The following is a 25997-nucleotide window of genomic DNA, read 5'->3' as shown; positions in this document are numbered from 1 at the left end:
CATTGGCGAAATCGTTTCTCGCGGGCTCGACGTGATCGGCATGGTCAAGAACGACAATAAGCGTTTCCTTGTTCAAGGCCGGAAGCTGTCGCTCAAAGAACTATATGCGGCAGCGCCTCCGGTGCAGCGTAAGAAACGGGGCATCCTCCGTTCGATTCAAACCGAGCTTGCCCCCGGCATACCGGTTCGCGTGGTATTCGTCCGTCATCGTACGAAGAAGAATGAATGGCTCGCGGTACTGTCAACGGATCTTTCCCTCTCCGTGGAGGACGTGATCCGCATTTACGGGATCCGCTGGGACATCGAGGTCTTCTTCAAGTGCACCAAGTCGCTGCTTCGTTTGCAGAAAGAGTTTCAAGGTCGCTCCTATGATTTGCTGATTAGCCATACGACCATTGTGTTTTCCCGCTATATTCTGCTGGCATGGCAGCACCGGCAAAGTACGGATGCTCGCTCGTTCGGCGGCTTGTTTTATGTGTTGTGCGACGAAGTTGGCACGTTGGACTGGGCGATCGCCTTGCAGCAACTGCTCGATCTGATCAACGAAATCGCAACGAAAGCAGGAAAAAAGCTTTCGGCTCTGATTCAACGTCAACTCCAGCAATGGATTGCAGCTTTGCCCAACTACATCAAGGCTTATCTGCCTATTTCATGCTGCGAAAGTTGAGTCAGGAACCTGCACATTCACCCGGAAAGAAGAGCTAGCGAACGCCGTCACCCACGGTATCGGCGCCGTGCTCAGCCTGGCGGCGCTGGTGCTGCTTGTCCTGTTCGCGGCCGTCAAGGGCACGCCGCTGCACGTCTTCAGCTTCACCGTGTTCGGCACCGCCATGCTCCTGGTCTACACCGCATCGACGCTCGTCCACAGCCTGCCGGAAGGCCGGGCGAAACATTGGCTGGAGATCGCGGATTACGCCTGCATCTATCTGTTCATCGCGGGCACCTACACGCCGGTCGTGCTGCACGCCGTGCAGGGCGCGCTCGGCTGGACGCTGCTCGGCATCGTCTGGACCGCGGCCGTCCTCGGCATCGCGTTCCAGTCGATTTTCCCGGGGCGGTACCCGGTCGTGTCGACGCTGCTGTATCTGGCGACGGGCTGGATCATCGTCGCCGCCTGGGGGCCGATGACCGAGCGGATGGCGGCCGAGGGCCTCGTCCTGCTCGTCCTGGGAGGCGCCGCCTATACGGTCGGCACGATCTTTTTCCTGTGGAGAAGGCTGAAATACCATCACGCCGTATGGCATCTGCTCGTCCTCGCCGGATCGGCATTCCATTTCTGCGCCATCCTGTTCTACCTGCTGCCGTGACCGGACGGCCGATCTGGTGCACATTTGCACCACAATGCATCACTCGCGCACAACAAAGGCGGGACCCGATGGCGGCCCCGCCTTTGTGTATGCATTGCGGATGGCTTACCCGCGCAGCATCGCCTGAATCAGCCGCTCATAGAGCGGCCACGGCAGCAGCGCATGCGCCGCGAGCGCGAGCCGGATGCCCGCCCCGGCCGGATAGCGGAACCGGCGGGGCCGCCCGCGCGCGAGGCGGACGATGAGCCCGGCGGCAAGCCGCGCGTTCGGCGCCCGTTCCGCGGATCGCCGGGCAAGGTCCAGCATCCGCCGGAATTGCGGGCGGTAGTCGGCGGGCGTATCTTCCGGCAGGCCGGCGAATCCTTTCGCCCAGATGCCCGTCCGGTAAGCGCCGAACTCGACCAGCACGACGTCGATGCCGAGCGGGCGCAGTTCGTGGCGCAGCGCTTCGCTCCAGCCGGCGAGGGCGAATTTCGACGCGTTGTAGGCGGCGAAGCCGGGCAGGCCGATGCGCCCGCTGATGCTCCCGACCTGCACGATCAGGCCCGAGCCGCGCCGGCGCATGCCGGGCAGGACGGCGCGGACCGTCTCGACGGCGCCGAACAGGTTCACGTCGAACTGCCGGCGCCATATGTCCGGAGGCAGCGCTTCCGTATAGCCGCCCGCGGCGAAGCCGGCGTTGTTCACAAGCAGACCGATGCCGCCGAGGACGGACTCCGCCTCTTGCACGGCGGACCGGATCTGGCCTTCGTCGGTGACGTCCATCTGGAGCGGAAGAATCCGGTCCGCGACGCCGGCTTCCTGCGCCCTCGCAAGCAGCGCGTCCGCGCGGGAGATGTCGCGCAGGCCGGCGGCGACGCGGAAACCGCTTTCCGCAAGGGCGACGGCGGTCTCGAGCCCGAGGCCCCCGCCCGCGCCCGTGACGAGCGCGGTGTCGATCCGTCCGGAGGCGCGGGTCACGTCGTTCCCCGCCGATCCTTCGAACGGCGCGCCTTCCATTTCCGGTACATGGCCAGGCTCTCCTGCAAATATTCAGCTTCCTCTTCCGTCAATTTCTCCTTCAGCAGATGCGGCCAGTTGGCCGTTTCCTCCTTCTTGTCGGCAGGTTCGCCGCGGCCGAACAGGTAGTCGACCGACACGCCGAACAGGTCGGCCAGCTTGACCAACGTCTGCAGATCCGGTTCGTTCACATTGTTCTCATATTGTGAGACCGTGGATTTGGCGGCGTTCAGATAGGCGGCCACCTGTTCCTGGGTCATGCCTTTCGCTTTGCGCAATTTCCGCAGTCTTTCGCCGATCATGGCGCTTTCACCCGTCTATCGTGTTAGTAGAGTTGATAACATAGTACACGATGAATGAACAAACCCCTTTTACCATTCATGAAACGTGAAAAAATCCTTGATTTTTTCGTGCAATTCTCCTATAATCAGGAAAAGCAGTTCACGTTTCATGAACAATGCGCTTGAATTCCAGATTGGATAGGAGGGTTACAGTGACGTTCTACACAGGTGAGTCGGCATGGTTCATCGTGCTGGCTTTCATCGTTCTCACGGCGGTCGTCACCCATGAGATTCTCACCAGGCGCGCTGTCAAACGCCGCGGCTTGTCCGAGGTCGAAGACCGCCCGACGGACGGTCAATGAAAGCATGCGATCGGTCCATCAATCTTCATCCGTTCCGACCGACGCCCAGAGGGATGCCGCATAGGCGGGGTCCCGGAGGGCGAGCGAGCGGAAATAGCCGCGGAGCGAATGATTGCCCGACCGTCGGCCGGAACGGAACGCGACGCCGATCCGTCTGTGGACATGCCGGTAGAAGTAGAAGGCGTTCGTCCTCGGCGACCACCAGATCGGGGGCGGAAGCCGGGTGACGATGTCATGCGGATTGGCGACACGATAGGAATCGGGCACCAGCCTGTCGTAACGGCAGGCGAAGCGGGGATTGCCCGCGCGCGGCGCGCCGAAGGTATAGACGACGGGCTGCCGCCCGCCGGCCGCCAGTTCGGCGGAGGCGAGCACGGCCAGCGCGCCGCCCAGGCTGTGTCCGGCAATGTACAGCGGTTTGGCGGGAGCGATCGTCTCCAGCGCTTCCGCTATTTTGCCGCGCATGGATTCGTATATGTCCGTAAATCCGGCATGGGTCCAACCCATGCGGGAATCGAACGGACAGGCGATCTGCCGGGCCATGGCGTCCGACACCCATTCATCCGTGCGGATCGTGCCGCGGAACGCGAGGACGGCGTCCCGTTCCGATTCGACCAGGAAGGCGAACGCCGTCTGATCGTCCGCGTACGCCTTGCCCGCGATGGCGGTCGTCATCCGGTACGGATGCGGCAGGACGATCGGGCCGGCCGGACGTTTGTATTGCGCATAGGCCTGGCTCAAGACGGCCAGCAGCAGCAGGGCGCGCCTTGCGCTCCATCCCCTCGTTTCCTCTGACATGCGCTCCGCCTCCCGCCCCCGTTTTTGTCTCAAGTAAACTTATGACGGAAAGTCGCCGAACATTTCTGTCGGCAAGCCGGGAGCTCCCTGATCCAATTCCAGATCGTTTCCGGGTGATGACAAAATCGCATACAACCATGGCCAAACAGGAGAGTGGAACAAGCCCGTTTATCTTTTACAATGGAAGACATGAAGCGAAAATGGACGCGGCGACCGCGTACGTCTTTTCAGCATGCGCGCAAAATGACGGAAGGAGAGAGTGGATTTGGCTATCGTGCAGTTTCCGAAAGGATTCGTCTGGGGGGCCGCAACCGCTGCATACCAGGTGGAAGGGGCGTACCGGGAAGACGGGCGCGGCCTGTCGATCTGGGACACGTTCTGCCGCATCCCCGGCAAAGTATGGGAAGGCGACAACGGCGATGTCGCATGCGACATGTATCACCGCTTCCGGGACGACATCAAGCTGATGAAGGATCTCGGCATCACGTCCTACCGGTTCTCGGTCGCCTGGCCGCGGATCATTCCGGACGGTTCGGGCGAGATCAACCCGAAGGGCATCGAGTTTTACCGCAATCTGGTGGACGAGCTGCTGGCACACGGCATCGAGCCGATGCTGACGCTGTACCACTGGGATCTCCCGCAGGCGCTGCAGGACCGCGGCGGCTGGGCGAACCGCGAGACGATCGATCATTTTCTGAAATATGCCGAGACGGTGTTCAAGGCGCTCGACGGCAAGGTGAAGCTGTGGGCGACGTTCAATGAGCCGTGGTGCATCTCGTTCCTCTCCAACTATATCGGCGCGCATGCCCCCGGTCTGCGCGATCTGCAGACGGCGATCGACGTCGCGCACAACGTGCTGGTGGCGCACGGCAAGACGGTCCGCCTGTTCCGCGAGCTCGGCATCCGGGGCGAGATCGGCATCGCGCCGAACACCGAATGGATGGAGCCGTTCTCCGACCGGGAAGAAGACGTGGAGGCGGCATGGCGCCGGCGCGGCTGGCTGAACGAATGGTTCCTCCGTCCGGTCATGACGGGGCAGTATCCGGAGAAGCTCGTCCAATGGTTCGAGAAGCTGGGCGGCAAGCCGAAGATCGAGCCGGGCGACATGGAGCTGATCGGCTCGAAAATCGATTTCCTCGGCATCAACTACTACACGGGCGGGATCGGGCGCTACAATCCGGAAGAAGGCGACATCTTCGGATTCCAGGAAGTGCCGATGGGCTGGGAGAAGACCGACATCGGCTGGAACATTTACCCGCAGGGTCTGTACAACGTGCTGACCTACATCAAGCGGGAGTTCGGCAACATCCCGATCTACATTACGGAGAACGGCGCCTGCTACAACGACGAGCCCGGCGCGGACGGCCGGGTGCGCGACCAGCGCCGGATCGAGTATCTGAAGAAGCACGTCCTGCAGGTGAGCCGCGCGATCGAATCGGGCGTGAACGTGAAGGGCTACTACACCTGGTCGCTGATGGACAACTTCGAATGGGCGTACGGCTATTCGATGCGTTTCGGCATCCTCTACGTCGACTACGAGACGCAGCAGCGGATCAAGAAGGACAGCTTCCGATGGTACCGCAAGCTGGCGAAGAACAATTACATCGAAGTATGAGCACGGACGACGGTCGTCCGGGACGCGGGTTCCCGAACGGCCGTCTGCACTTGGCGAGCGTCTCGTTCCCGGCCGTATTTTGCGGTTAAAATGGTTGTAAAGCGGAGGTGTTCACGTGATCGATTTTGAATGGTATCGAAGCTTCGTCTCCATTACCGCCACAACTCGGTATCCGAGTCCGCCAGGTCCCGCTTCATGACGCAGCCGGCGATGAGTCAGCATCTTGCCTCCCTGGAAGCCGAGGTCGGCGAGAAGTTGTCCGTCCGGATGGCCAGAAAAATGATTCCCACCGAGCGGGGAAAGCTGCTCTATTCCGAGGCGGCTCCCCTCGTGGAGGCGCTGGAGAAGGTGAGCGCGGATCTCAAGACCGCTTCGAATCTGCACATGATTCTCCGGCTGGTCGGTTCGGGCGCCGGCCTGAGCGTTGTTCCCGCCTGCATGCGGGGACCGGCGAATGCAGGGGATGTCCGGATCGTTTACGAGCACTTGTCCGTGCGCAACGAGACATAATTTGATTTATAAATAACCCGGTCTTAAAATGAACCTCGCACCAAAAACAATCTTTGGGGGAGGTTCGCCATTCCTTTGGACTCCAACAGCTTGACCCGCGCAACTGCAATCTCTTCGCAACGCAACGCCACGCTGCCCTTACATTGGGCGCCTTCGCCATCGGAATGACCGAATTCATCATCATGGGCCTGCTGCCGGAAGTCGCGGCAGACCTGAAGGTGTCGATTCCCGCGGCGGGGCTTCTCATTACGGGCTATGCGCTCGGCGTCGCCTTCGGAGCGCCGTTCATCACTATCGCCACGCACAAGATGCCGCGCAAGGCGCTCATGCTGCTCCTGATGGCGATTTTCATTGCGGGCAATGACCTCGCGGCGCTCGCTCCGACCTATGGCGTGCTGATGTTCGCCCGCATCGTCGCATCGCTGCCCCACGGCTGATTCTTCGGCGTCGGGTCCGTCGTCGCCGCGGAGCTCGTGCCGAAGCAGAAGCGGGCGGGCGCCATCGCCCTGATGTTCACCGGCCTGACGCTCGCGAACATCCTTGGCGTGTCGAAAAACGGGAGGAATGACGATGTACGAAGCAAAGGCGACCGCCAAAACCGCCGTTGCGGTGCTCGGATTGGGAAACATGGGGAAGGCGTTGGCCGAATCGCTGCTCAAGGGACAGTGCGATCGCGTGCTTGAGGTGTTGAAGGGCAGGGCGAAATAAGTCATGGATCTTTCGGACCTCCCGGAACGACATCAGGCGCTTTACAGGAGACAAATGTGCTGGTATTGTTAACCTGATGTCAATAAACAGGTTAACAACGGAGGAGTGCACATGCCGCATACCGACTGCAAACCGCGCACAGACTGGAATGCCTTTGCGGACGCCGCGCTGTCCGGCCGTCCGCTGACCGTCGAAGAAGGGCTCGACGTGCTGCGTGCGCCGGACGAAGAGCTGCTGCCGCTGCTTCATGCCGCATGGCGCGTGAGGAGCAGGTATTTCGGGAACAAGGTCATTCTGAACATGATCATGAACGCCAAGAGCGGTCTCTGCCCGGAGGACTGCGGGTACTGCTCGCAGTCGATCGTCTCGCGGGCGGACATTCCGAGATACAGCCTGCTCGACAAGGAATCGCTGCTCGCCGGAGCGCGGGAAGCGCTCGAGCGCAAGGCGAGCACGTTCTGCATCGTCGCATCCGGCCGCGGTCCGACCGACCGGGAACTGCGGGAAGTGGCGGAAGCGGTGCGGGAAATTCGCAGGACGATGCCGCTCAAAATTTGCGCTTGCCTCGGGCTGCTGCGCGAAGGCCAGGCCGAGCTGCTGGCCGAAGCGGGCGTGCATCGTTACAACCACAATCTGAACACGAGCCGGGAGCGGTACGGTCAGATTGCGACGACGCACACCTTCGACCAGCGCGTCGAAACCGTCGAACGGGTGAAGGCGGCGGGCATCTCGCCGTGTTCCGGCGTCATCATCGGCATGGGCGAGTCGGACGAGGAAATTGTCGAGATGGCGCTCGCCCTTCGCGCGCTGGATGCCGATTCCATCCCGGTCAATTTCCTGAACGCCATTCCGGGCACGCCGCTCGAAGGCGCCGGACGGGTGTCCGCGCGGAAAGCGCTGAAAGTGCTGGCCTTGTTCCGCTTCGTCTGCCCGGACAAGGAGATCCGCGTCGCCGGCGGCCGCGAGATCACCCTGCGGTCCCTGCAGCCGCTCGCGCTGTATGCCGCCAATTCGCTGTTCGTCGGGGACTACCTGACGACGCCCGGCCAGGAAGTGGCGCGGGATCATCAGATGATCGAGGATCTCGGCTTCGAGATCGTGCGACATGCGCCGGAGCCCGCCGGCCCGCGGGAGACGAAAAGCCCCGCCGGGACGTGACGTCCGCGGCGGGGGGATTCGTTGTGCGGTGAATGTTGAAGACGCTGCTGAGCGGCATAACGGCACCATGTGCCGTTAAACGGCCCACCGCCGGGTCGCGAGGCGGCAATAACGGCACGGGATGCCGTAATTGCCCGCAATCGGGCGGGCCGATGGGCTGCGCGCCGCCAATTAACGGCACCATGTGCCGTTAAACGGCCCACCGTCGGGTCGCGAGGCGGCAATAACGGCACGGGATGCCGTAATTGCCAGCCGCCGGCAGGGGCCGGTGCCACGGAAATTTCGCTACCGGCGCTTCCGGCGCGACGCGCGGGAGGGCAGCCCGGTCTGGCCGGCGCTCTGTCCGGCCTGCTGCCCGACACCGCCGGCACCGTCGTGACCGTGCTCCGCAAGCGAACCGCCGCGCGCGGCCGCGCTTCGGGCCGCGGCGCGCGGATCCCGCCCGCGCCCGCCGCTCTCCGTCCGGTCCGGGCCGGTGCGCGTCATCCGGCGCAGCCATCCGTAGAGGATGAGGGAGAGCAGCGCGGCGCCGCCGCATACGGCCGCGAATCCCCACGGCTTGTCGGCGAGCGGCACGCCGCCGGCGTTCATGCCCCAGAGCGCGCCCGCCGCCGCGGCCGGCGCCGGCAGCACAATGACGGCGGCCAGCGCCTTGAGCAGGGAGCCGCTCTTCTGCATCGACGCCGCGCCGCTCAGCGCGGTCAGCGCCTCGATCGCTTCGGCGTGGCGGTCGATGAGTGCGCGGATCCGGCTGAGCCGGCGCTGCAGCCGGCGGTAAGGTTCACTGTCCGTGAACCGCTTGCCGAACGATTCCGCGGCTGCCGATTCCGCTTCGACCACGGCGAGAAGATGCCGGTTCCACTGCAGCAGCCCGCGCTGCAGTTCGGCGAGCACCTCGACGGGGATCGGCCGGCCGCTGCGTTCCGCGTCCGCTTCCAGCCCGGCCAGCCGCCGCTCGAACGCTTCGAACCCGCTGCGCATCGCATCAAGCGCCGCCGTGAGGATGACGGCGAACGCTTCGGGGGCGTTGGCCGCCCGCTCGAGCCGGTCGTCCCACGGCGGGCGCTGCAGGCGGAGCATGAACCGCAGGTCGAATTGCAGCGTGACGAGCCGCTTCTCCGTCAGCCAGTAATGAAGCGGGCAGACATCGTGCTCGTCCGGGGACATCCGCAGCGGCAGCGTGCCGAACGCCGCATCGCCGGCATCCGGCGTCTCCGTCGACACGGCGAGCGTATCCTGCCGTTCGAGCGATTGATCGAGCCAGTTGGCGCATTCCGGAAGCTGCCGCTTGACGGCGGCCAGCGCGGCCGCGCGCGTCAGTCCGGCGGTCTGGACCGCGCCCCGCGCATCCGTCCCGGGCGCACCCGCATGTTGCATCCCGAAACCCGATGCGCGGCCGTCGGCCGGTCCCGCTGCGGATGGCGTCGGGGCTTGCCCCGGCCGTTCCGTTCCGGTCTGCGCCGAATCTGTCCGCGGCTGCTCCGGACCGGATTGCGGCGGCGCGGTCTGCGACGGCTCCGTACCGGTCTGCGCCGATCTCGCCCGCGGCCTCGCCGCCAGGTCCGAAGACGCGCGGCCGTCGGTCAGCAGATGCCATTCCCAGCCTGCCGGCATGCGCAGCATGCGGTGATTCATATCGTCCCTCCATTCGGGCGATTGCGCGCTTGTCTGATCACTCCCATCATACCCGCTGGCGGGCTTGCAGGACAAGGGACTCCTTCACGGCGGTGCAGGGGATCAATGGCATTCCTCGCTGCGGCGGTTGTCCGACAGCCAGCGCTTCAGCTTGCCGATCGCCCGCCGCTGCATGCGCGATACGCTCATCTGCGAGACGCCGAGCCGTTCGGCGACCGCCCGCTGCGGCAGCCCGAAGTCGAACACGAGCCGCAGCACCTCGGCTTCTTCCGGCTTGAGCCTTTTCATCGCCAGTTCCAGATCCAGCCGGCTTTCCACCGCCGTGAACTCGTCGCCGGGGTGGCCGATCCGGTCGCCCAGCGTGGACAGATTTTCGTCGTCGTAAATCGGCGTATCGAGCGAGACGTAGTGGTACATGTCGCGGCCGGCCAGCACCTCCAGCGTCTCGTCCCGCGTCAGGCCGAGCCGTTCCGCAATCTCTTCGACGCTCGGCGGCCGCTCGAGCTGCGCGGTCAGCTCGTCAATCGTCTGCCGGACGTGGATGCCTTTTTCCTTGATGCGGCGGGGCACCTGAACATACCATGATTTGTCGCGCAAATAGTTCTTCATATGGCCGACCAAGCTTTTCATCGCATACGTTTCGAACTGTGTACCGACGGCCGAATCGTAACGGCCGAGCAGGCGAAAGAGCGCGAGTCTCCCGACCTGGTGCAAATCTTCGTACAGGTCAGGCCGGTTGCGCGATACGCGCGCCGCGGCCAGCCGGATCATCGGCTCGCACTTTTCGATCACCCGCGCCGCGTTTTCGCGGGACGGACTCGACCGATAGACGGAGAGCAGCGCATCCGTATCGGCCGCCGTCGGTTTGGACGTACGCTTCATCTGGTCTGCCACCTCGTCTTTTCCGATCCTCCACCTTTCCTTCACCAATTTTAAAAAAATTCATCCAATTAAAACCATACGCCGATCGAACCGGTTCCGGACGCCCGGCTTCCCTTGGAATCAACGGCATTCGATAAATTTCGTCATTCTCCGCGCCGGGGCGCTCCCAGCCGGAGCATCGATTCGCGGTACGCCGTCGGCGGCATGCCGCAGATGCGGCGGAACTGCTTCGAGAAGTAGAGCGGGTCCTGAAAGCCGACGGAGGCGGCGATCTGCTCCACCGTCAGTTCGCGCCGCTCCCGCAGCAGGCGCCGGGCGTGATCGATGCGCAGCCGGAGCAGGAATTCCACCGGCGTCATCCCGGTATGCCGCTTGAAGACACGGGACAGGTAGGCGCGGCTGAAGCCGAGCGTTGCGGCCATCAGCTCGATCGAGACCGGCTCCGCGTACTGCGTGGACAGATAATGCACGATCCGCTGGACGAGCTCGTTGCCCCCGGCTCCCGGACCGGGAACGGGCGCGTCTTCGCGGGCCAGCGCTTTGCCGTACTCGACCATGAGCAGGCTGAGGCAGCCCGCCGCCTCCAGATGCGCGAGCTTGCCGCCTTCGCGGAAGGCGCGCTGGATCCGGCCGATGAGCGCGGCAGGCCGGAGGCTGCGTCCCGCGTCGGTCACGGGACGCGCCGCCGTGAAGCCGGCGGAGGCGGCGAGCGCTTCGCTCTGTGAGCCGGCGAACGCGACCCAGCGGTACCGCCACGGGTCGCGTTCGTCCGCGGCGTACTCGATGAGCCGCCCCGGCGCGATCAGGAATGCGTGCCCGGCGCGCAGCCGGTATTCGGTCCCTTCGACGCGGTAGACCCCGGTCCCGGACAGCACGTGGTGGAGCAGCCAGAAGTCGTAAACCTTCGGGCCGATCCGGTGTCCGGGCCGGGTCTGGCTTTCGCCGGAGAACAGCACGTTCAGGTCGCCGTGCTCGATCGAGACGGGGTTGGACACGACGGTATAGGTCGGGGCGGGCGCCGCCTTCGCCGGTTCCGATGCAGTGCGCTCCGGCCGCGTATCCGCGGGCAAAAGATCTGCCGGCCGGTCGCCCGCCAACGGTCCGTGTTCCAACGGATGGCGTTCCATGGTTCCATCTCCTCACGATTGGCCTGTTGCTTCAACCATACCACAGAAAAGCGAAAACGGCCATCCGCATACCCGGATGAAGTCACAAAAATCCATATCGAATTCACTTTCCGCCATTCGCTTGCCCCGCTTCGCTCCGCTATACTGGGGCTAGCGGAACGAAACCTTGAAATGAAGGAACGTGATGACAGTGGCGGATCTTGCGCGTTTGAAAAAGCAATTCATCGAGCGCTACGGCGGCACGGAGGAAGGTCTCCGGGTCTATCACGCGCCGGGGCGCGTCAACCTGATCGGGGAACATACGGACTACAACGGCGGGTATGTTTTTCCGGCGGCGCTGACGTTCGGCACGACGATGCTGGTGCGGGCCCGGACGGACCGCACGATGGGGCTTGCGTCGACGAACTTTCCCGCGGCCGGCCGGATCAGCCTGGACGGCATTGCTTACGATCCGGCCGATGACTGGATGAACTACCCGAAGGGCGTCGTGCGCGAGCTGCAGAAGGCGGGATTCGATCTCGGCGGCGGCTTCGACATTCTGTATTGCGGCGAAATTCCGAACGGTTCCGGCCTCTCGTCTTCGGCGTCGATCGAGGTCGTGACGGCGTTCGGCCTGCTCGAACTGAACGGGCACAAGACCGACACGGTGGAAATCGCGAAGCTGGCGCAGCGGGCGGAGAACGAGTTCGTCGGCGTCAAATGCGGCATCATGGACCAGTTCGCGGTGGCGAACGGCCGGCGGAACCACGCGATCCTGCTCATGTGCGACACGCTGGAATACGAGCTGGTGCCGTTCGACAGCGGCGCGTACAAGCTGGTCATCGGCAACACGAACAAGCGCCGGGAGCTGGCCGACTCGAAGTACAACGAGCGGCGCGGCGAATGTGAGCAGGCGGTGCGGGATCTTAAGGCAGCGTTCCCGGATCTCGAACTGCTCGGCCGGCTCACCCCGGACGAGTTCCGCGCGCATGCGCATCTGATCGGCAATGAAACAGTGCGCCGCAGGGCGCAGCATGTCATCGAGGAAATCGACCGGGTGCGGCAATCCGTCGACGTGCTGCGGCGGGGAGAGCTGGCGGCGTTCGGCCGGCTGATGAACGCGTCCCACGACTCGCTGCGCGACCTGTATGAAGTGACGGGTCCGGAGCTCGACGCGATGGTCGACGCGGCGCGCGGCGTGGAGGGTGTGCTCGGCTCGCGCATGACGGGGGCCGGCTTCGGCGGCTGCACCGTGTCGCTCGTGCACGAGGACGCGGTCGAGACGTTCAAGCGAGTGGTCGGCAGCCGCTATGCGGAAGCGACCGGGCTTCAGGCGGACTTCTACGTCTGCTCGATCGGCAACGGTGTCGAACGGATCGAATAGCAACGGGAGAAAAGGAACCGGCCGAACCGCACGGGCTTGTCCGTCGAATGAGGCGTCTGCGTTTCGCGGTGGCAGATGCGCCGGATGGGAATGCTTCGAACGAGGCGAATGCGCTTTAATGAGGCGGTTGCGTCGAACAGGGGCAGGATCCGCGGGACGGACCGGACGGAAAGGAGCAGAAACGATGGCAATACTGGTGACGGGAGGAGCGGGCTACATCGGCTCGCACACGGCGGCGGCGCTCCTCGAGCGCGGGGAAGAAGTCGTCGTCCTCGACAATTTGCAGACCGGACATCGGCAGGCGGCGGACGGCTGCACGCATTTCTATGAAGGCGACATTCGGGACGAGGCGCTGCTGGACCGCATTTTCGGATCGCACGAGATCGACGCGGTCATCCATTTCGCCGCGAATTCGCTCGTCCAGGAGAGCATGACGGACCCGGGCAAGTATTATCACAACAACGTCTACGGCACCCTCTGCCTGCTTGAGCGGATGCGGGCGAACGGCGTGAAGCGGATCGTCTTCTCGTCGACGGCGGCGGTGTACGGCGAACCGGAGCGCGTGCCGATCGAGGAGACGGACAAGACGGAGCCGGAGAACGCCTACGGCGAGACGAAGCTGGCGATGGAGCGGATGATCCGCTGGTTCGATGCCGCGCACGGCATCCAGAACGTCTCGCTCCGCTATTTCAACGCGGCCGGCGCGCATGAGAGCGGACGGATCGGGGAGGATCACGCCCCGGAGACGCACCTCGTGCCGATCGTGCTCCAGGCGGCGCTCGGCAAGCGACCGCATGTCGCCATCTTCGGCGACGACTATCCCACGGCGGACGGCACGTGCATCCGCGACTACATCCACGTCTCGGACCTGGCCGACGCCCATCTGCTTGCCGTGGACCGGCTGCGCCGCGGCGAAGGCAGCGCCGTCTACAACCTGGGCAGCGGCCGCGGCTATTCGGTCCGCGAGATCATCGAGCAGGCGCGCCGCGTTACAGGCAGGGACATTCCCGTCGTCGTGCAGCCGCGCCGGGCGGGCGACCCGGCGGTGCTCGTCGCGTCCTCGGAGCGCGCGAAGCGGGAGCTCGGCTGGAATCCGCGCCGCTCCGACATCGGCACGATCATCCGCACCGCCTGGGCATGGCACACGGCGCACCCCGACGGGTACGGAGACCGGTGAGCCGGAGATGACAAGGAGGACTGCATCATGACCGAACCGACATCCGGCGCGCCGGTGACGCCGGAACAGGCGCGGCAGGCGCAGGCGGCGATCGGGCGGCTCGTCCGCTATGCGCTGCATCACGGGCTGATCCGGCCGGCGGACCGGGACTGGGCGCTCAACGCGCTGCTTGACCTGTTCGGCTTTACGGAGCCCGGCGCCGCCGGGGAGACGGCGGCGGGAAGCGAGCCGGTGCCCGCGGAAGCCGCGCCGGTTCTCGCGCCGCTGATCGACTACGGCATCGCGGTCGGGCTGGTGCCGGACGACACGACGACATCCCGGGATCTGCTCGACGCCCGGATCATGGGCCTCATCATGCCGCGGCCTTCGGAGACGGCGGACGCCTTCGCCCGGCTGGCGGAGCGCGAAGGCATCGAAGCGGCGACCGACGCGTTCTACAAGCTGAACATCGCGTCCAATTACATCCGGATGGACCGCGTCCGGCAGAACGAATACTGGGTGCATGCGAGCGAGTACGGCGGCATCGAGATCACGATCAACCTGTCGAAGCCGGAGAAAGACCCGCGCGAGATCGCGCGCATCCGCTCGCTGCCGCCGTCCAGCTATCCGAAATGTCTGCTCTGCCCGGAGAACGTCGGCTACGCGGGCCGGCCGGATCATCCCGCGCGCCAGAACCTGCGCGTGCTGCCGCTCAAGTTGAACGGCGAAGACTGGTTTTTCCAATATTCGCCTTACGTTTATTACAACGAGCACAGCATCATCCTCCGCGCCGAGCATGTGCCGATGGCGATCACGGAGGAGACATTCACGCGGCTGTTCGATTTTCTGGATCGGTTCCCGCATTATTTCGTCGGCTCGAACGCCGATCTGCCGATCGTCGGCGGGTCCATTTTGAACCACGACCATTTCCAGGCCGGACGCCATCCATTCGCGATGGAGAAAGCGGAGACGGAGAAGATGTACCGGCATCCGATGTATCCGGGCTTAAGCTGCGCCATCGTTCGCTGGCCGCTGTCCGTTCTCAGGCTCTCGGGCGGGCGGCGGGATGAACTGGGGGAAGCCGCGGCGGACTTGCTTGACGCCTGGCGGAACCACTCCGACCCGTCCGTCGGCATTCTCGCGCATACGACGCTGGCGGACGGCACGCGGCAGCCGCACAACACGATTACACCGATCGCGCGGCGGAAGGCGGACGGCCGGTACGAGCTCGACCTGGTGCTGCGCAACAACCGGACGAGCGAGGAGCATCCGGACGGCATTTTTCACCCGCACCGCCATCTGCATCACATCAAGCGGGAGAACATCGGTCTGATCGAAGTGATGGGGCTCGCCGTGCTGCCCGGGCGGCTGAAGCGCGAGCTCCGGCAGATCGCGGCCATCCTGGCCGGGGATCAGCCTTACGATCCGGAGGCGTGCGCCGACGCGGCGCATCCGCTGCATCCGCATGCCGGCTGGCTCGCCGAACTGGTGCGCGCGCACGGCACCTCGCTGCCGCTGTCGGAAGCGGAGCGCCTGCTGCGGGAAGAAGTCGGGCGCAAATTCACCGAAGTGCTGTGCGACGCCGGCGTGTTCAAGCATGACGACGCCGGACGGGCCGCTTTTGCCGCCTTCGTGGAATCGGCGGGCTGGCGCCCGGTAAGTCCATGAAAATCGCAAAAAGATCGCCATTGTCCGAATCATCCGTTACAATGGCGATCTTTTGATTTTGTCCGCGCCCGAGTGGGCCGTCATGCCAGTAAATTCAATATAATGGGAACCTGACATGAACGTTGATTATCCCGCAATTATTTATTAAAATATGGAAGGAATTATAAAAAAATAATATGCGGCTGGCCGGTTCAGTATCGCCGTTCAGGCGCGGGAGGGATGAAGAAAATGGCGGTTTCCATTATGCCTTTGGAAGAATTCATGCGTCTTGATGCGGATGAACAGGTCGAACAGTTGAAACGGTACAAGCTCGATTACACGCTCAAGGACATTCGGGAAGCCTGGGGACTGAAACATTCGGCCCAATATTACATGATGCTGAAGAAGCTGCGCATTTACGACCGCGTGGTCAACAAATCGGACAAGTTCTATCCGGAGCAGCTCATCCACGAGCGCTCCGAAACGCGGCCGTACGGATACGGCGACCTCAGTCGCTCGCTCACCGGCGCGAAGCAGGACCACTTTGCCTATCAGCTGAACGTGACGCTGCCCGGTCCGGAACTGGCCGACAAACTGGAGCGGATCGCCTTCTTCCTGAAAGGGGAGAACAAGCGGATCAACGTCAAGCTGGTGCTGGAAGCGGAGGATCAAGAGGCGCCGGACGCACAGGCAGCCGCGGCGAGCGAAGTCTGACCGGCCGCCCCTCCATTTTCCGGGTCCGTTATTCGTCTGACGGTTTCGAAGCGCTCAGACGCCCGAGCTCGGACACCAGTGCCTCGACTTCGCTGACGCTGAAATGCGGTTTGGCCTGAACAAGTTCGTACAGTTCCTTGATCTCATCATAATGCTCCAGGGGAAAACGGGAAGCCTGCAAAGCCGCTCCGGCCGCCATGCGAAGCCTCGACTTGATCGCTTCGATCATGAAGGCGATGTTGCCCTCCGTCGGTTCGCGCAAATCCGTCATGGTCAACTTCCTTCCTTAATAATTTGGAATGGCCGGCGACATCCGCCGCATGACCGCATTGTAACATGCCCGGGAGCCGCGGCGCCAATCCATTTGCGGCCGGCGGCCGGCTTCCGCTAGAATGGAAGGGATACGGGCGGCAAGCGTGCCGGAACGGGCGTGCGCTTCCAACAAGCGAAGGAGGGCGGAACCCCGATGCGCAGACTTGTCGACGCGGCGGGACTTGCCGGGTTTCTGGCCGGAATCGCCGCCGTGCTGCCGGATCCGGACGAGATCGTCATGCTCTGCATCGGCACGGACCGGTCGACGGGCGACGCGTTCGGTCCGCTGCTTGGCAGCCGGCTTCTGCAGGCCGGCTGGCCGCATGTTTATGGCACGCTGCGCGAGCCTTGCGACGCGGACCGGCTGCCGGACGTGCTGGCCGGCCTGCCGGCCGGCAAGACGGTGATCGCCTTCGACGCGTGCCTCGGCTCGCCGGCCAATGTCGGAAAGTACTCGGTCGCCCGCGGCCCGCTGCTGCCGGCCGAAGCGGTCGGCAAGCGGCTTCCCGAGGCCGGTCATTACAGCGCCGCGGCGGTGGTCGCCGCCCGGTCGGCGAAGCCCTATTACGCGCTGATGACCGCGCCGCTCTCGCTGGTCATGGACATGGCGGAGAGCGCGGCTGCCGCGGCGGCGGAAGCATGGAGACTGACGCCGGCCGGATCCGGCCGGTTACGGAGGGACGTACATGAGCGAACCGATCTCGATTGCGGCAAGCCGGATCCGCGCGGCATCCGGCGCTGAACTGGCATATTTGACATACGGCCGGAAGCGGCGGGAGGCCGACCCGGCCGTCGTGCTGCTGCACGGCTTTTGCGGCAGCTCCGCCTACTGGGAGGAGACGCTGCCGCATCTTGAGGGCAGCGGTCTGTACATTGTGCCGGACCTGAGAGGCCACGGCCTGTCCGAAGCGCCCGCCGGCACGGTATATGCAATGGAAGAGTTCGCGGATGATCTCCTGCGGCTGCTGGATGCGCTCGGCGAACGCGAGGCGATCGTCCTCGGCCATTCGCTCGGCGGCTACATCACCCTCGCCTTCGCCGGGAAGCACCCGGACCGGCTGCGGGGATTCGGCCTTGTCCATTCGACCCCGCTGCCTGACACCGAGGAAGCGAAAGCCGGCCGGGACAAAACGGCGCAGCGGCTGCTTGCGGAAGGCGCGGCGCCTTTCGTGAACGAGCTTGCGCCGAAACTGTTCGCGGCGGAGAACCGCGAGCGCATGCCGGACAAAGTCGCGCGCACGGCCGCCATCGGGCTCGGCGTCTCGCCGGCGGGCGCGGCGGCGACGGCGCTCGGCATGAAAGCGCGGCCGGACCGTTCCGTCGTGGTGCGAAGCGCTTCCGTGCCGGTGCTGCTCGTCGCGGGAGAAGGCGACGCGGTCGTCGCCCCGGAGCGCACCTTCATCGACGCGGACGGCCCGAACGTCCGCCGCGTGCTGCTGGCCGGCTGCGGGCATATGTCGATGATGGAAGCGCCCGCGAAGCTGGCGGAAGCGATCGCCGATTTCACGGAATGGGTCTTGACCGGACAAGCATGACGCCGGCGGGATGCGCCGCGGAAGGGAGACAGCATGTTCCAGCGGGATTACATCATGCGCATGATCGCGCAGGCGGCCGAAGCGGCCGGCACCATTCTCGGCTTGCGCCGCAGACAAGAGCAAGAGCAGGCGCTCCGGTTCATCGACGACTGGCTTGAGCGTCATCTGCGGCTCCGGCTGGATCTCGTCGACCGGCTGTCGGCGGATGACCTGGCGCAGCTTCACACGACGGCCGGTGTCCCGGACGCCGGCGCGATCATCGCCGTCGCGCGGCTGCTCAGGGAGGCCGCGGCGGTCGCGGATGCCGGGGGAGACGAAGAACTGGCGTACCGGCGTCGCCTCAAGGCGCTGGGATTGAATCTCCGGGTATCGGCGGAGAAACCCGACGACGCGGCGCTGGACCCCGACGAAGAAGCGGAGGCGCTGCTTGCGGAGCTTGCCGCCTGGGAGCTGCCGCCGTCGTTGACACTCGGCCTCGCCCATTGGTGCGAGCGCCGCGGCCGGTACGCCGAAGCGGAGAACTGGCTGTACGAATGGCTGGAGTCGGAAGGGGCGGATCGGAAAACGGCCGTCGCGTTTTACAAGAGGCTGCTGAAGCTTCCGGACGAACGGCTCGCCGGAGGCGGTCTGCCGCGCGAAGAAGCGGAAGCCGGGCTGGCGGCGTTGGATGCGGAGGAAAGCGGGACGGACAAGGAAGGATAAGGCTAAAAAAATGTCGAATTTCCCGCTGACATCGTGTATTGTATTGTTGACGGCGTGCATGCGGAGCCGCCAATGCCGATTGTCGGCGAAAACCGGTTTATGCTAAGATAAGGTGGAATGACTACCTATATTTAGTAATGTGGTGACCACTTTGGAATATGCGTTGTGGTTGGATTTCGGCCTGTTCCTTGTCACGTCGGCATTATTCGCCTATGTGTTCATGAGCAGTACGATCACCCGGTTGCACAAGGTTTACCTGACGTTTCACGCATGCCTGCTGCTGTGGCCGCTGAGTCAGTTCGCAGTAGGGACCACGGATGACCCGTTCTACCAGTCATTCTACCTGAAGATCGGGTTTGCGGGCATTTCCGTCGTCGGGGTTGCCTGGACCATATTCGCCATATTTCTTTCGGGAAACTCGTATATTTTGAACCGGCGGTCGATGACGGCATTGGCGATTCCGACGATTGCGGTCGTCATCCTGATCCTGCTGAATCCGTCCGGCCTGTTCATGAAGCCGGTGGGAACGGATTATGCCGAACGTGAATACGGACCGATATTCTGGGTGATGGTCGCCATACAATTCATATACGTTGTGATGTCATCCGCCTTGTTCATGCGGACGTCCCGCGACAGCGCCGCGCCGCGGCACCGGCGCCAGGTTCAGATGGCCATCACGGGCATGGTCATCCTGGTCGTCTTTGCGATGGGCGACACGTTCGTCAACGTCATCATCGACAATCAGGTTCCGACCATCTCCGGGCTGACGTCTTTCGGCATCATGTTTTCAGTCATTTATTTCGTCATCGCCATCCGGAGATACGGCGTGTTCGATGTCGTGCGCATCGCGCAGGTGAACGTCGTGGACAGCATGTCGACCGGCGTCGCGGTACTCGACGAGCACGATGTGGTGCTGGAGACGAACCGCGTGTTCCGCCGGCTGTTCGACATCCGGACGGGGGACAGGCTGCGGATCGAGACGCTGCTGGAGCCGCTGGATGTCGAAGGCGGGGTCGATTCGTTTCTGCAGGCGTATCGCGGCAATCCGCCGCGGCCCGCGCAGATCGAAGTGACGTTCAAGGACAACGATACATTCCGCCATGTCATCATACACGGCGAACCGATCGAAGCGCACGGCGTGTTGATCGGCCGGGTGCTGACGTTCCAGGATGTGAGCGAGCTTCGCTCGCTCGTTGAATCTTCATACCGTCAGAATGAAGCGCTTCAACAGCGGAACCGTGAACTGGTCGAAATGCAGGCCGAGCTGTACGCCATGAACCAGCAGCTGGAGCGGATGGCGATCACGGACAGCCTGACCGGCTGCTACAACCGGCGGTATTTGATGCAGCAGCTCGAGCACGAGATCATGACGAACATCCGGTACAACATTCCGTTCGCCATTTTCCTGTTCGATATCGATTTGTTCAAATCGATTAACGACATCCACGGACATCTGATCGGCGACGAGGTCATCAAGCACACGGCCGACACCGTGCGCCGCTGCCTGCGCCGGACCGACATCGTGGCGCGGTATGGCGGCGAAGAGTTCACCGTCTATCTGCCGCACACGAACCGCACGCAGGCGCTGATGCTGGCCGAACGGGTCAGACAAGCCGTGTCGGCGAGCGAGATCAGCACCGGCGCAAGCGGCCGGACCGTCCAGGTCACGATCAGCATGGGCGTGCTTGCCGTGGAAGAAAGCAATCCGGACAGGATCGACGATCCGAAGGAATATCTCCGGGAACTGTTCTCCAGAGTGGACGCCGCCTTGTATCGTGCCAAGAACGGCGGCCGGAACCGGATCGTCGCCGCCGATTGACGATCGTATGCTGAACCGGGAGGTGCGGCATGAGCAGCAAAGGGCAGATCGCGGCAATTGGATACTCGGTTGTCAGCAGCGCTTCGCTGCTTGGCCTGTACGCGTTGCTCGACGGCCATGCCATCAATCCGGCGGTGGTGATGCTGGCGGCCGTGTTTTTCCTGCTGGTGCTGCTTCCCCTGGCATGGCTGGCCGGCAAGGCATATGACCGGATGCGGACGATCGCGATGCAGGACGACCTTACCCGGACCTGGAACCGGAAATACGTCACGGAAGTGATGCCGAAGCTGCTTCGCCAGGCGGCGAAACGCGGGAAGCCGCTTTCGGTATCCCTGATTGATATCAACGACTTCAAGCTGATCAATGATTCATACGGCCATCAGGCCGGAGATCAGGCGCTGCAGTTGATCGCCGGCGCCCTCCGCGGCTGCGCGGGCAAGGGAGAGATCGTCGCGCGCTGGGGCGGCGACGAGTTTCTGTTCATCCGTCCGTTCGACAGGGAAACCGGGCAGCCGATCGCCGAAGAGATCGGCCATGCGCTGGACAAGCTGTCGAAGCGGATCGGCACCCGGGTCTCGGCGTCCGTGGGAACGGCGGTGTTCCCGGGAGACGGCGACACGCTGCAGGCATTGCTGCATCATGCGGACCGGCGCATGTACGACGACAAGGAGAGCCGGAAACGCGGTTATGACCGCCAGACCATGCTGCAGGCATGAACGCAAGTCAGAGCTGCCGAAGGAAGGGTAAATTCATGAGAAGAATTCACATCAGTATGGTTCGGCCGGGGGAGAGGCTCGCAAGGCCAATCATGCGGGAGAACGGCAGCGTTTTGCTTGGCGCAGGCGTCGAATTGAACGAACGGTTTATCGAACGGCTGCGCGGCCTGGGAATCGATGTCGTCTATGTGGAAGACGAATGGACCAGCGACATCGTGCCCGAAGCAGTGATTCGCGACGAAACGTACCAACGCGCGTTTGACACTATCTACAAGACGGTCGGCAGCCTGATGGACACGCCGGCCTACAGGGGACGCGCATCGACGCCGGATCTCGGGCGGACGTTCCGGGCGCTGTTCGGGGAGATCATTCATGATCTGCTGCAGCGCAAGGACATCATGTACAGTCTGGCCCAAATCCATGTGGCGGACGCTTACCTGTTCCAGCACTCGGTCAATGTGGCCGTGCTCGCCGGCATCATGGGCATGGCCAAAGGATACAACCGGAATCAGATCGAGGAGCTGGGCGTCGGCGCGCTGCTCTTTGACATCGGCATGACCAAGGTGCCGAAGGAGCTGCTGCACAAGACCACACCGCTCACGCCCGAAGAACGGGCCATTGTCGAGAAGCATACGACGGAAGGGTTCGACATGCTGCGAACGCAGCATGACATCTCGCTGCTCTCCGCGCACTGCGCGCTGCAGCATCATGAAAGGTATGACGGCTCCGGCTATCCCCGAGGCCTAAAAGGCAATGAAATACACGAATACGCGCAGATTATCGCGATTGCGGACGTGTATGACGCGCTCACGTCGCCGCGCTCCTATCGCAACCGCTACTCGCCGTCCGAGGCGATCGAGTATTTGTTCGCAGCCGGCAATACGCTGTTTGACCTGGAACTGATCAAGCTGTTCTGCCGGCATGTGTCGGTGTATCCGGTCGCGACGACGGTCATGCTCAACACGGGCCAAATCGCCGTTGTGACGGCCAACAACCCGCTCGCCGTTCACCGTCCGGTTGTGCGCATCCTGCGCGAAGCCGACGGCCGTCCGGTGTCCACACCCTACGAAATCGACCTGAAATACGACATGCAGCTCATGATTGTGAAAGAGCTGTGATCACGTGAAAGACGGCGCAAGCCGGTTTTCTTTTTTTTGTCCCGGGGCCAGAACGAAGGCTTATCCGCATTGTCCGTGTCTTCCCCCGCAGCTTCTGCATACGTTGGAGGCGAGGGGAGGGATCGCGATGCGCAAACCGTCAAAGCCGAAATCCGCGCGGAGATGGAGACTGAATTCCGCGGCGAACCTTCAGAGCCCGAACAGTCCGATTCTGGATCGGTTGACCGTCGTATGGGTGCAGTCGAACGGCGTGCCCTTCGATACGACGGGGTTTATTGCCCGTCTGTACCGAAACGGCGTGCTTGTGCAGACCGCCGCCTTCGACCGCTTCGGCGTCGTCCGGTTCAGCGGCGTCGCCACGCTCACGCGGGTAAGCTATACGCTGCGCGTGTTCGATTCGAACGGGTTCCTGTTCCGCACGCGGACGATACCCGCGGGCGTCGAGACATTCGCCGTCATCGGCTGATGCCGAGCGGCAAGCCCCCGCATGCAGCCGTGCCGGCCCGGACCGGCGCGGCTTTCCCGCCTTAACTGCCTCAACCGCCGAATGCCGAGCGGAACGCCGCGCTGAGCCGCTTCGGTTCCACGTCCCAAAGCGCCGCAATGTCCGGGCAGACGTTCGCTTCCCACCAATCGGCCAGCTTCTTCCGGTTGTCCCGATGCTCGTGAATCCAGAGCAGATTTTCCGCCACCTTGCGAAAATAGAGCTTCTCCGCTTCCTCGACTTTCTCCGCCGGAATGTACCGGTTCAGCCGTTTGATGGTGCGGTACAGTTCAACGCTGCAGGCGCGTCGGATTTTGCGTGCGGAAGGATAGGCGGCTTCGTGCTTGCCTCCCGGCTGCTGCAGTCTCATCAGTCCGATCACCTCGCCATGCTGCGGCTTGCGCCGCTGGTTCAGCCTGAAGCATTGTATGCATGGCGAAAGGCGGCGGGCACATGGCCGCGCCGCCGGGACGCAACATCATTGCACGCGAATGTAGCCGACCATCGGGCCGTTCTGTTCGAGATCCCGGTGCGTCAGGCAAACGATCGGGTAAGTGCCCGCGTGTTCGGGAGTGAAGCGGACGACCGTCGTTTCTCCCTTGCGGACGATGCCGCGGACGCCCAGCCCTTCGATGACGAACGGATGGCTCCCGCCGTTGACGCCGGTGATCTGCAGCTCGACCGGCTGCCCGCGGCTCACGACAATATGGCCGGGGTCCCAGCGGTAAACTTCGATTTTCTGCCCGTTCGGCCCGGTGCTGCTGAACTCGCCCGTCACCAGATGGTAGACGCTGACCTCTTCGGGCTTGCCGCTCGCCAGAATCGCCTGTTCCCATCGCAGGTAAGCCAATGCCAGGATGACCGCCGCCGTCAGCGCGAGCGCCAGATAGAACTTCCGTTTATGAATGAAATAGACTTTGGACATGGCCCGCCACCTCTCGCATAGAATGTTCATGGACAATCTATGCGCGGTCTTGTCCGCGCATGCCTGAGCTGCGGAAAATGCCCGGGCCCCGCGCAACCCCATCGTTCTGGAAGTCTGGTGTGCGGGTGTGATAGAATACGGAACAGATTGCGATTTTCGGAGGTGCTGGCGGATGGAACACTGGATTACCGAATTCATGGAATCATACGGATACTTTGGCATTCTGCTGCTTATCGCGATTGAGAATCTCTTTCCGCCCATCCCTTCGGAAATCATTCTGACCTTCGGAGGTTTCATGACGACGACGTCAAGCATGACGATCTTCGGCGTCGTGCTGGCTGCGACCCTCGGCTCGATGGCGGGCGCCATCCTGCTGTACGGCGTCGGGCGGGTGCTGTCCGCGGAGCGGCTGGAGGCGATCGTCGTCCGCTACGGCAAGATTCTCCGGCTGAAACCCGAGGATATCCGGAAGGCGGACGCCTGGTTCGACCGGTACGGCTCGTGGGCGGTTTTCTTCGGACGGCTTGTGCCGCTTGTCCGCAGCCTGATCTCGATTCCGGCCGGCAGTTCCGGCATGAACTTCACGACTTTTCTCGTGCTTACGACGGCCGGCTCGCTCATCTGGAATACGGCGCTCGTCAGCATCGGCGCCGCCGTCGGCGCATCGTGGGAATCGATCGTGCACTATATGGATGTCTACTCGTATATCGTCTACGCGCTGATTGCTTTGGGCGGTATTGCCTTCATCGTCTGGTTCGTGCGCAACCGCGTGCTGAAAGAGCGCAAGTAGCCTTTCGGACCGGGCCGGGCGGGCGGTTGAGACGGGCGGGCGGCTCTGGTAACATGGATGGAAGATTGAGGGAAGGATGGCGATCCACAATGGCAAAATCGGTGGCGGACAAGCTGGGACGCGGCATCTCGCCGCGCGCGTTCATGGACGGCATGACGCAAAACAAGGAGACGTTCGTCTCGCTCTATGAGCATTTCGCATGGCCGAGCGAGGAAGACCGGGAGTTCTTCGAATCGCTCCGGTTTCGGGACGATCTGCGCTGCCTGATTCTGATGGCGGACTGGTGCGGCGATTGCGTCAAAAACATCCCGCCGGTGTTCCGGGCGCTGGAAGCGGGCGAGGTGCCGATCGACGTGCTGATCAAGGAAGAGCATCCGGATACGATGCAGCAGTTCCTGACGCTCGGCGGCGAGTCGGTGCCGGTCGTCATTTTCGCCGATACGGGCGGCGCGGTGCTCGGCACCTGGGGGCCGCGCCCCGGGCACGTGCAGGAAGTGATGGTCCGCTTCAAGCAGGAAAATCCCGACCGGAACGCGCCCGGCTATCAGGAGAAACTGGCCGCGGTGCGTGAAGAGATCAAGAGGAGGTACGGAGAGGGCACGGGTTACCAGGCGCACGTCCTGAGGGAAATCCGCGAGCTCATCTCCGGTTTCTGACGATGGAAGACATTCGCATTGAGACGTTCACGCTCGGTCCGCTTGAGACGAACGCCTATCTGGTAATGGATGCGGAAGGCGCCAAAGCTTTCGTGATTGATCCCGGCGTCGGTCCGAAGCGGCTGCTGGAGCGCATCGAAGCGCTCGGCGTCAAAGTCGAGGCGATCGTGCTGACCCATGCGCATTTCGATCACATCGCGGGGGTCGAGGAGGTGCGCCGGGCTTGCCATTGCCCGGTCTATGTGCACGACCTGGAGGCGGACTGGCTGACCGATCCGCGCAAGAACGGCTCCGCACGGTGGCCGGACGTGACGCCGCCCGTCGCGGCCGAGCCGGCCGAACACGCGCTTGAGGACGGCATGAGCCTCAAGCTTATCGGCCGCGAATTCCGGGTCATCCATACGCCGGGCCACTCTCCGGGCAGCGTCAGCCTGCTGCACGGCAGCCATCTGTTCGGCGGCGACGTGCTGTTCCGGATGTCGGTCGGCCGGACGGACCTGCCCGGCGGGCGGACGGAAGACCTCGAGCACTCGATCCGGAACAAGCTCTACAAGCTGCCGCCCGAAACGCGCGTCTACCCGGGACACGGCCCGCAGACGACGATCGGATTCGAGATGACGCACAACCCTTACGTTCCGGCGCTGCCGCAAAGTTGATCAGGAACAGGAACCTCGCCGC

Annotated in this window: 30 protein-coding genes and 1 pseudogene; 22 read left to right on the top strand and 9 right to left on the bottom strand. The window is 63.3% G+C overall.

Annotated elements, in window-relative coordinates; genetic code table 11:
• Positions 1–667, top strand: a 667-nt coding sequence (locus tag C6W55_RS08520) for an IS4 family transposase (protein WP_286892333.1), incomplete at its 5' end; no start/stop codon positions are given.
• Entirely contained in the window at positions 639–1307 is a 669-nt protein-coding gene (gene trhA / locus C6W55_RS08515) for a PAQR family membrane homeostasis protein TrhA (RefSeq protein WP_286892338.1), read from the top strand. The genes C6W55_RS08520 and trhA, both read left to right, overlap by 29 nt.
• 105 nt (positions 1308–1412) lie before the next feature.
• Here trhA and C6W55_RS08510 read toward each other — a convergent pair whose 3' ends face one another.
• Both C6W55_RS08510 and C6W55_RS08505 read right to left on the bottom strand, forming a co-directional pair.
• Positions 1413–2267 carry an SDR family NAD(P)-dependent oxidoreductase gene (locus tag C6W55_RS08510; protein ID WP_286892332.1) on the bottom strand — a complete coding sequence of 285 codons (855 nt, stop codon included), beginning with the start codon at positions 2265–2267 and terminating at the stop codon, positions 1413–1415.
• Complete coding sequence (locus C6W55_RS08505; RefSeq protein ID WP_286892331.1) at positions 2264–2608, bottom strand: helix-turn-helix domain-containing protein; 345 nt, start codon at positions 2606–2608, stop codon at positions 2264–2266. The genes C6W55_RS08510 and C6W55_RS08505 overlap by 4 nt, the downstream gene beginning before the upstream one ends.
• A 191-nt stretch (positions 2609–2799) precedes the next feature.
• Between C6W55_RS08505 and C6W55_RS08500 the strand changes: the two genes are divergently transcribed.
• A complete protein-coding gene (locus C6W55_RS08500) occupies positions 2800–2949 on the top strand; it encodes a hypothetical protein (protein ID WP_015253892.1) in 150 nt (49 codons plus the stop codon).
• Between the two features lie 18 nt (positions 2950–2967).
• On the opposite strand, the gene C6W55_RS08495 is transcribed toward C6W55_RS08500, so the two are convergent.
• The gene (locus C6W55_RS08495; protein ID WP_286892330.1) at positions 2968–3747 is read right to left on the bottom strand and encodes a lipase family protein; all 780 of its coding nucleotides are present in this window, start codon (positions 3745–3747) and stop codon (positions 2968–2970) included.
• A 265-nt stretch (positions 3748–4012) separates the two neighbouring features.
• On the opposite strand from C6W55_RS08495, the gene C6W55_RS08490 reads away from it, so the two are divergent.
• The 5 genes and pseudogenes from C6W55_RS08490 (at position 4013) to bioB (ending at position 7738) form a co-directional block, all read left to right on the top strand.
• Positions 4013–5362, top strand: coding sequence for a GH1 family beta-glucosidase (locus tag C6W55_RS08490; protein WP_286892329.1), 1350 nt, complete (start codon positions 4013–4015; stop codon positions 5360–5362).
• A gap of 210 nt (positions 5363–5572) precedes the next feature.
• The gene (locus tag C6W55_RS18275; protein ID WP_483316356.1) at positions 5573–5872 is read left to right on the top strand and encodes a hypothetical protein; all 300 of its coding nucleotides are present in this window, start codon (positions 5573–5575) and stop codon (positions 5870–5872) included.
• Positions 5873–6015: 143 nt separating this feature from the next.
• Positions 6016–6420, top strand: a pseudogene (locus tag C6W55_RS08480) (MFS transporter); the annotation flags it as partial.
• 22 nt (positions 6421–6442) lie between these two features.
• A complete protein-coding gene (locus tag C6W55_RS08475) occupies positions 6443–6580 on the top strand; it encodes a hypothetical protein (RefSeq protein ID WP_286892339.1) in 138 nt (45 codons plus the stop codon).
• 111 nt (positions 6581–6691) lie between these two features.
• Positions 6692–7738, top strand: coding sequence for a biotin synthase BioB (gene bioB, locus C6W55_RS08470; RefSeq protein ID WP_286892328.1), 1047 nt, complete (start codon positions 6692–6694; stop codon positions 7736–7738).
• 285 nt (positions 7739–8023) lie between these two features.
• On the opposite strand, the gene C6W55_RS08465 is transcribed toward bioB, so the two are convergent.
• The 3 genes from C6W55_RS08465 to C6W55_RS08455 form a co-directional block, all read right to left on the bottom strand.
• On the bottom strand, positions 8024–9373 hold the full coding sequence (locus C6W55_RS08465) for a CorA family divalent cation transporter (RefSeq protein WP_286892327.1): 1350 nt from the start codon (positions 9371–9373) through the stop codon (positions 8024–8026).
• A 102-nt stretch (positions 9374–9475) separates the two neighbouring features.
• Positions 9476–10255 (bottom strand): sigma-70 family RNA polymerase sigma factor, encoded by a 780-nt coding sequence (locus tag C6W55_RS08460; protein WP_286892326.1) that lies wholly within the window; start codon positions 10253–10255, stop codon positions 9476–9478.
• A 143-nt stretch (positions 10256–10398) separates the two neighbouring features.
• A complete protein-coding gene (locus C6W55_RS08455; RefSeq protein WP_286892325.1) occupies positions 10399–11382 on the bottom strand; it encodes an AraC family transcriptional regulator in 984 nt (327 codons plus the stop codon).
• A gap of 190 nt (positions 11383–11572) precedes the next feature.
• On the opposite strand from C6W55_RS08455, the gene C6W55_RS08450 reads away from it, so the two are divergent.
• From C6W55_RS08450 to C6W55_RS08435, 4 genes are all read left to right on the top strand, one after another.
• Entirely contained in the window at positions 11573–12745 is a 1173-nt protein-coding gene (locus C6W55_RS08450) for a galactokinase (protein ID WP_286892337.1), read from the top strand.
• A gap of 184 nt (positions 12746–12929) precedes the next feature.
• Positions 12930–13922, top strand: coding sequence for a UDP-glucose 4-epimerase GalE (galE, locus tag C6W55_RS08445; protein ID WP_286892324.1), 993 nt, complete (start codon positions 12930–12932; stop codon positions 13920–13922).
• Between the two features lie 27 nt (positions 13923–13949).
• On the top strand, positions 13950–15569 hold the full coding sequence (locus tag C6W55_RS08440) for a UDP-glucose--hexose-1-phosphate uridylyltransferase (RefSeq protein WP_286892323.1): 1620 nt from the start codon (positions 13950–13952) through the stop codon (positions 15567–15569).
• A gap of 228 nt (positions 15570–15797) precedes the next feature.
• On the top strand, positions 15798–16262 hold the full coding sequence (locus C6W55_RS08435) for a hypothetical protein (RefSeq protein WP_286892322.1): 465 nt from the start codon (positions 15798–15800) through the stop codon (positions 16260–16262).
• Between the two features lie 28 nt (positions 16263–16290).
• On the opposite strand, the gene C6W55_RS08430 is transcribed toward C6W55_RS08435, so the two are convergent.
• Entirely contained in the window at positions 16291–16533 is a 243-nt protein-coding gene (locus C6W55_RS08430) for a DUF1128 domain-containing protein (protein WP_286892321.1), read from the bottom strand.
• A gap of 195 nt (positions 16534–16728) precedes the next feature.
• On the opposite strand from C6W55_RS08430, the gene yyaC reads away from it, so the two are divergent.
• From yyaC to C6W55_RS08395, 7 genes are all read left to right on the top strand, one after another.
• Positions 16729–17316: a spore protease YyaC gene (gene yyaC, locus C6W55_RS08425; protein WP_286892320.1), complete on the top strand. Its 588-nt coding sequence runs from the start codon at positions 16729–16731 to the stop codon at positions 17314–17316.
• Positions 17261–18109: an alpha/beta fold hydrolase gene (locus C6W55_RS08420; protein ID WP_286892319.1), complete on the top strand. Its 849-nt coding sequence runs from the start codon at positions 17261–17263 to the stop codon at positions 18107–18109. The genes yyaC and C6W55_RS08420 overlap by 56 nt, the downstream gene beginning before the upstream one ends.
• Positions 18110–18142: 33 nt before the next feature.
• Positions 18143–18811 (top strand): DUF6483 family protein, encoded by a 669-nt coding sequence (locus C6W55_RS08415; protein WP_213484066.1) that lies wholly within the window; start codon positions 18143–18145, stop codon positions 18809–18811.
• 151 nt (positions 18812–18962) lie between these two features.
• A complete protein-coding gene (locus tag C6W55_RS08410; protein WP_286892318.1) occupies positions 18963–20630 on the top strand; it encodes a histidine kinase N-terminal 7TM domain-containing diguanylate cyclase in 1668 nt (555 codons plus the stop codon).
• 29 nt (positions 20631–20659) lie between these two features.
• The gene (locus C6W55_RS08405; RefSeq protein ID WP_286892317.1) at positions 20660–21346 is read left to right on the top strand and encodes a GGDEF domain-containing protein; all 687 of its coding nucleotides are present in this window, start codon (positions 20660–20662) and stop codon (positions 21344–21346) included.
• A gap of 35 nt (positions 21347–21381) precedes the next feature.
• Positions 21382–22464 carry an HD-GYP domain-containing protein gene (locus tag C6W55_RS08400; protein WP_286892316.1) on the top strand — a complete coding sequence of 361 codons (1083 nt, stop codon included), beginning with the start codon at positions 21382–21384 and terminating at the stop codon, positions 22462–22464.
• Between the two features lie 127 nt (positions 22465–22591).
• Positions 22592–22930 (top strand): hypothetical protein, encoded by a 339-nt coding sequence (locus C6W55_RS08395; RefSeq protein ID WP_015253911.1) that lies wholly within the window; start codon positions 22592–22594, stop codon positions 22928–22930.
• A gap of 70 nt (positions 22931–23000) precedes the next feature.
• Here the strand turns inward: C6W55_RS08395 and C6W55_RS08390 are convergent, their stop codons facing one another.
• Together C6W55_RS08390 and C6W55_RS08385 are read right to left on the bottom strand one after the other, a co-directional pair.
• Positions 23001–23318 (bottom strand): hypothetical protein, encoded by a 318-nt coding sequence (locus C6W55_RS08390; RefSeq protein ID WP_015253912.1) that lies wholly within the window; start codon positions 23316–23318, stop codon positions 23001–23003.
• Positions 23319–23426: 108 nt separating this feature from the next.
• Positions 23427–23873, bottom strand: coding sequence for a cupredoxin domain-containing protein (locus C6W55_RS08385; protein WP_015253913.1), 447 nt, complete (start codon positions 23871–23873; stop codon positions 23427–23429).
• A gap of 172 nt (positions 23874–24045) precedes the next feature.
• Here C6W55_RS08385 and C6W55_RS08380 point away from each other — a divergent pair, with 172 nt between their 5' ends.
• The 3 genes from C6W55_RS08380 to C6W55_RS08370 all read left to right on the top strand — a co-directional run bounded on the left by C6W55_RS08380 (position 24046) and on the right by C6W55_RS08370 (position 25975).
• Positions 24046–24663, top strand: a complete 618-nt coding sequence (locus C6W55_RS08380; RefSeq protein WP_015253914.1) for a DedA family protein — start codon at positions 24046–24048, stop codon at positions 24661–24663.
• A gap of 89 nt (positions 24664–24752) precedes the next feature.
• Complete coding sequence (locus tag C6W55_RS08375; RefSeq protein WP_015253915.1) at positions 24753–25319, top strand: thioredoxin family protein; 567 nt, start codon at positions 24753–24755, stop codon at positions 25317–25319.
• Positions 25320–25321: 2 nt separating this feature from the next.
• Positions 25322–25975 (top strand): MBL fold metallo-hydrolase, encoded by a 654-nt coding sequence (locus C6W55_RS08370; protein WP_286892315.1) that lies wholly within the window; start codon positions 25322–25324, stop codon positions 25973–25975.
• The last annotated feature ends 22 nt before the right edge of the window (positions 25976–25997 follow it).

This window comes from Thermobacillus sp. (assembly GCF_003390775.1).
In the GTDB taxonomy this organism is placed as follows: domain Bacteria; phylum Bacillota; class Bacilli; order Paenibacillales; family Paenibacillaceae; genus Thermobacillus; species Thermobacillus xylanilyticus.
The sequence above is the reverse complement of the archived record's forward strand: the minus strand, read 5'-3'. Positions and strand labels throughout refer to the sequence as shown.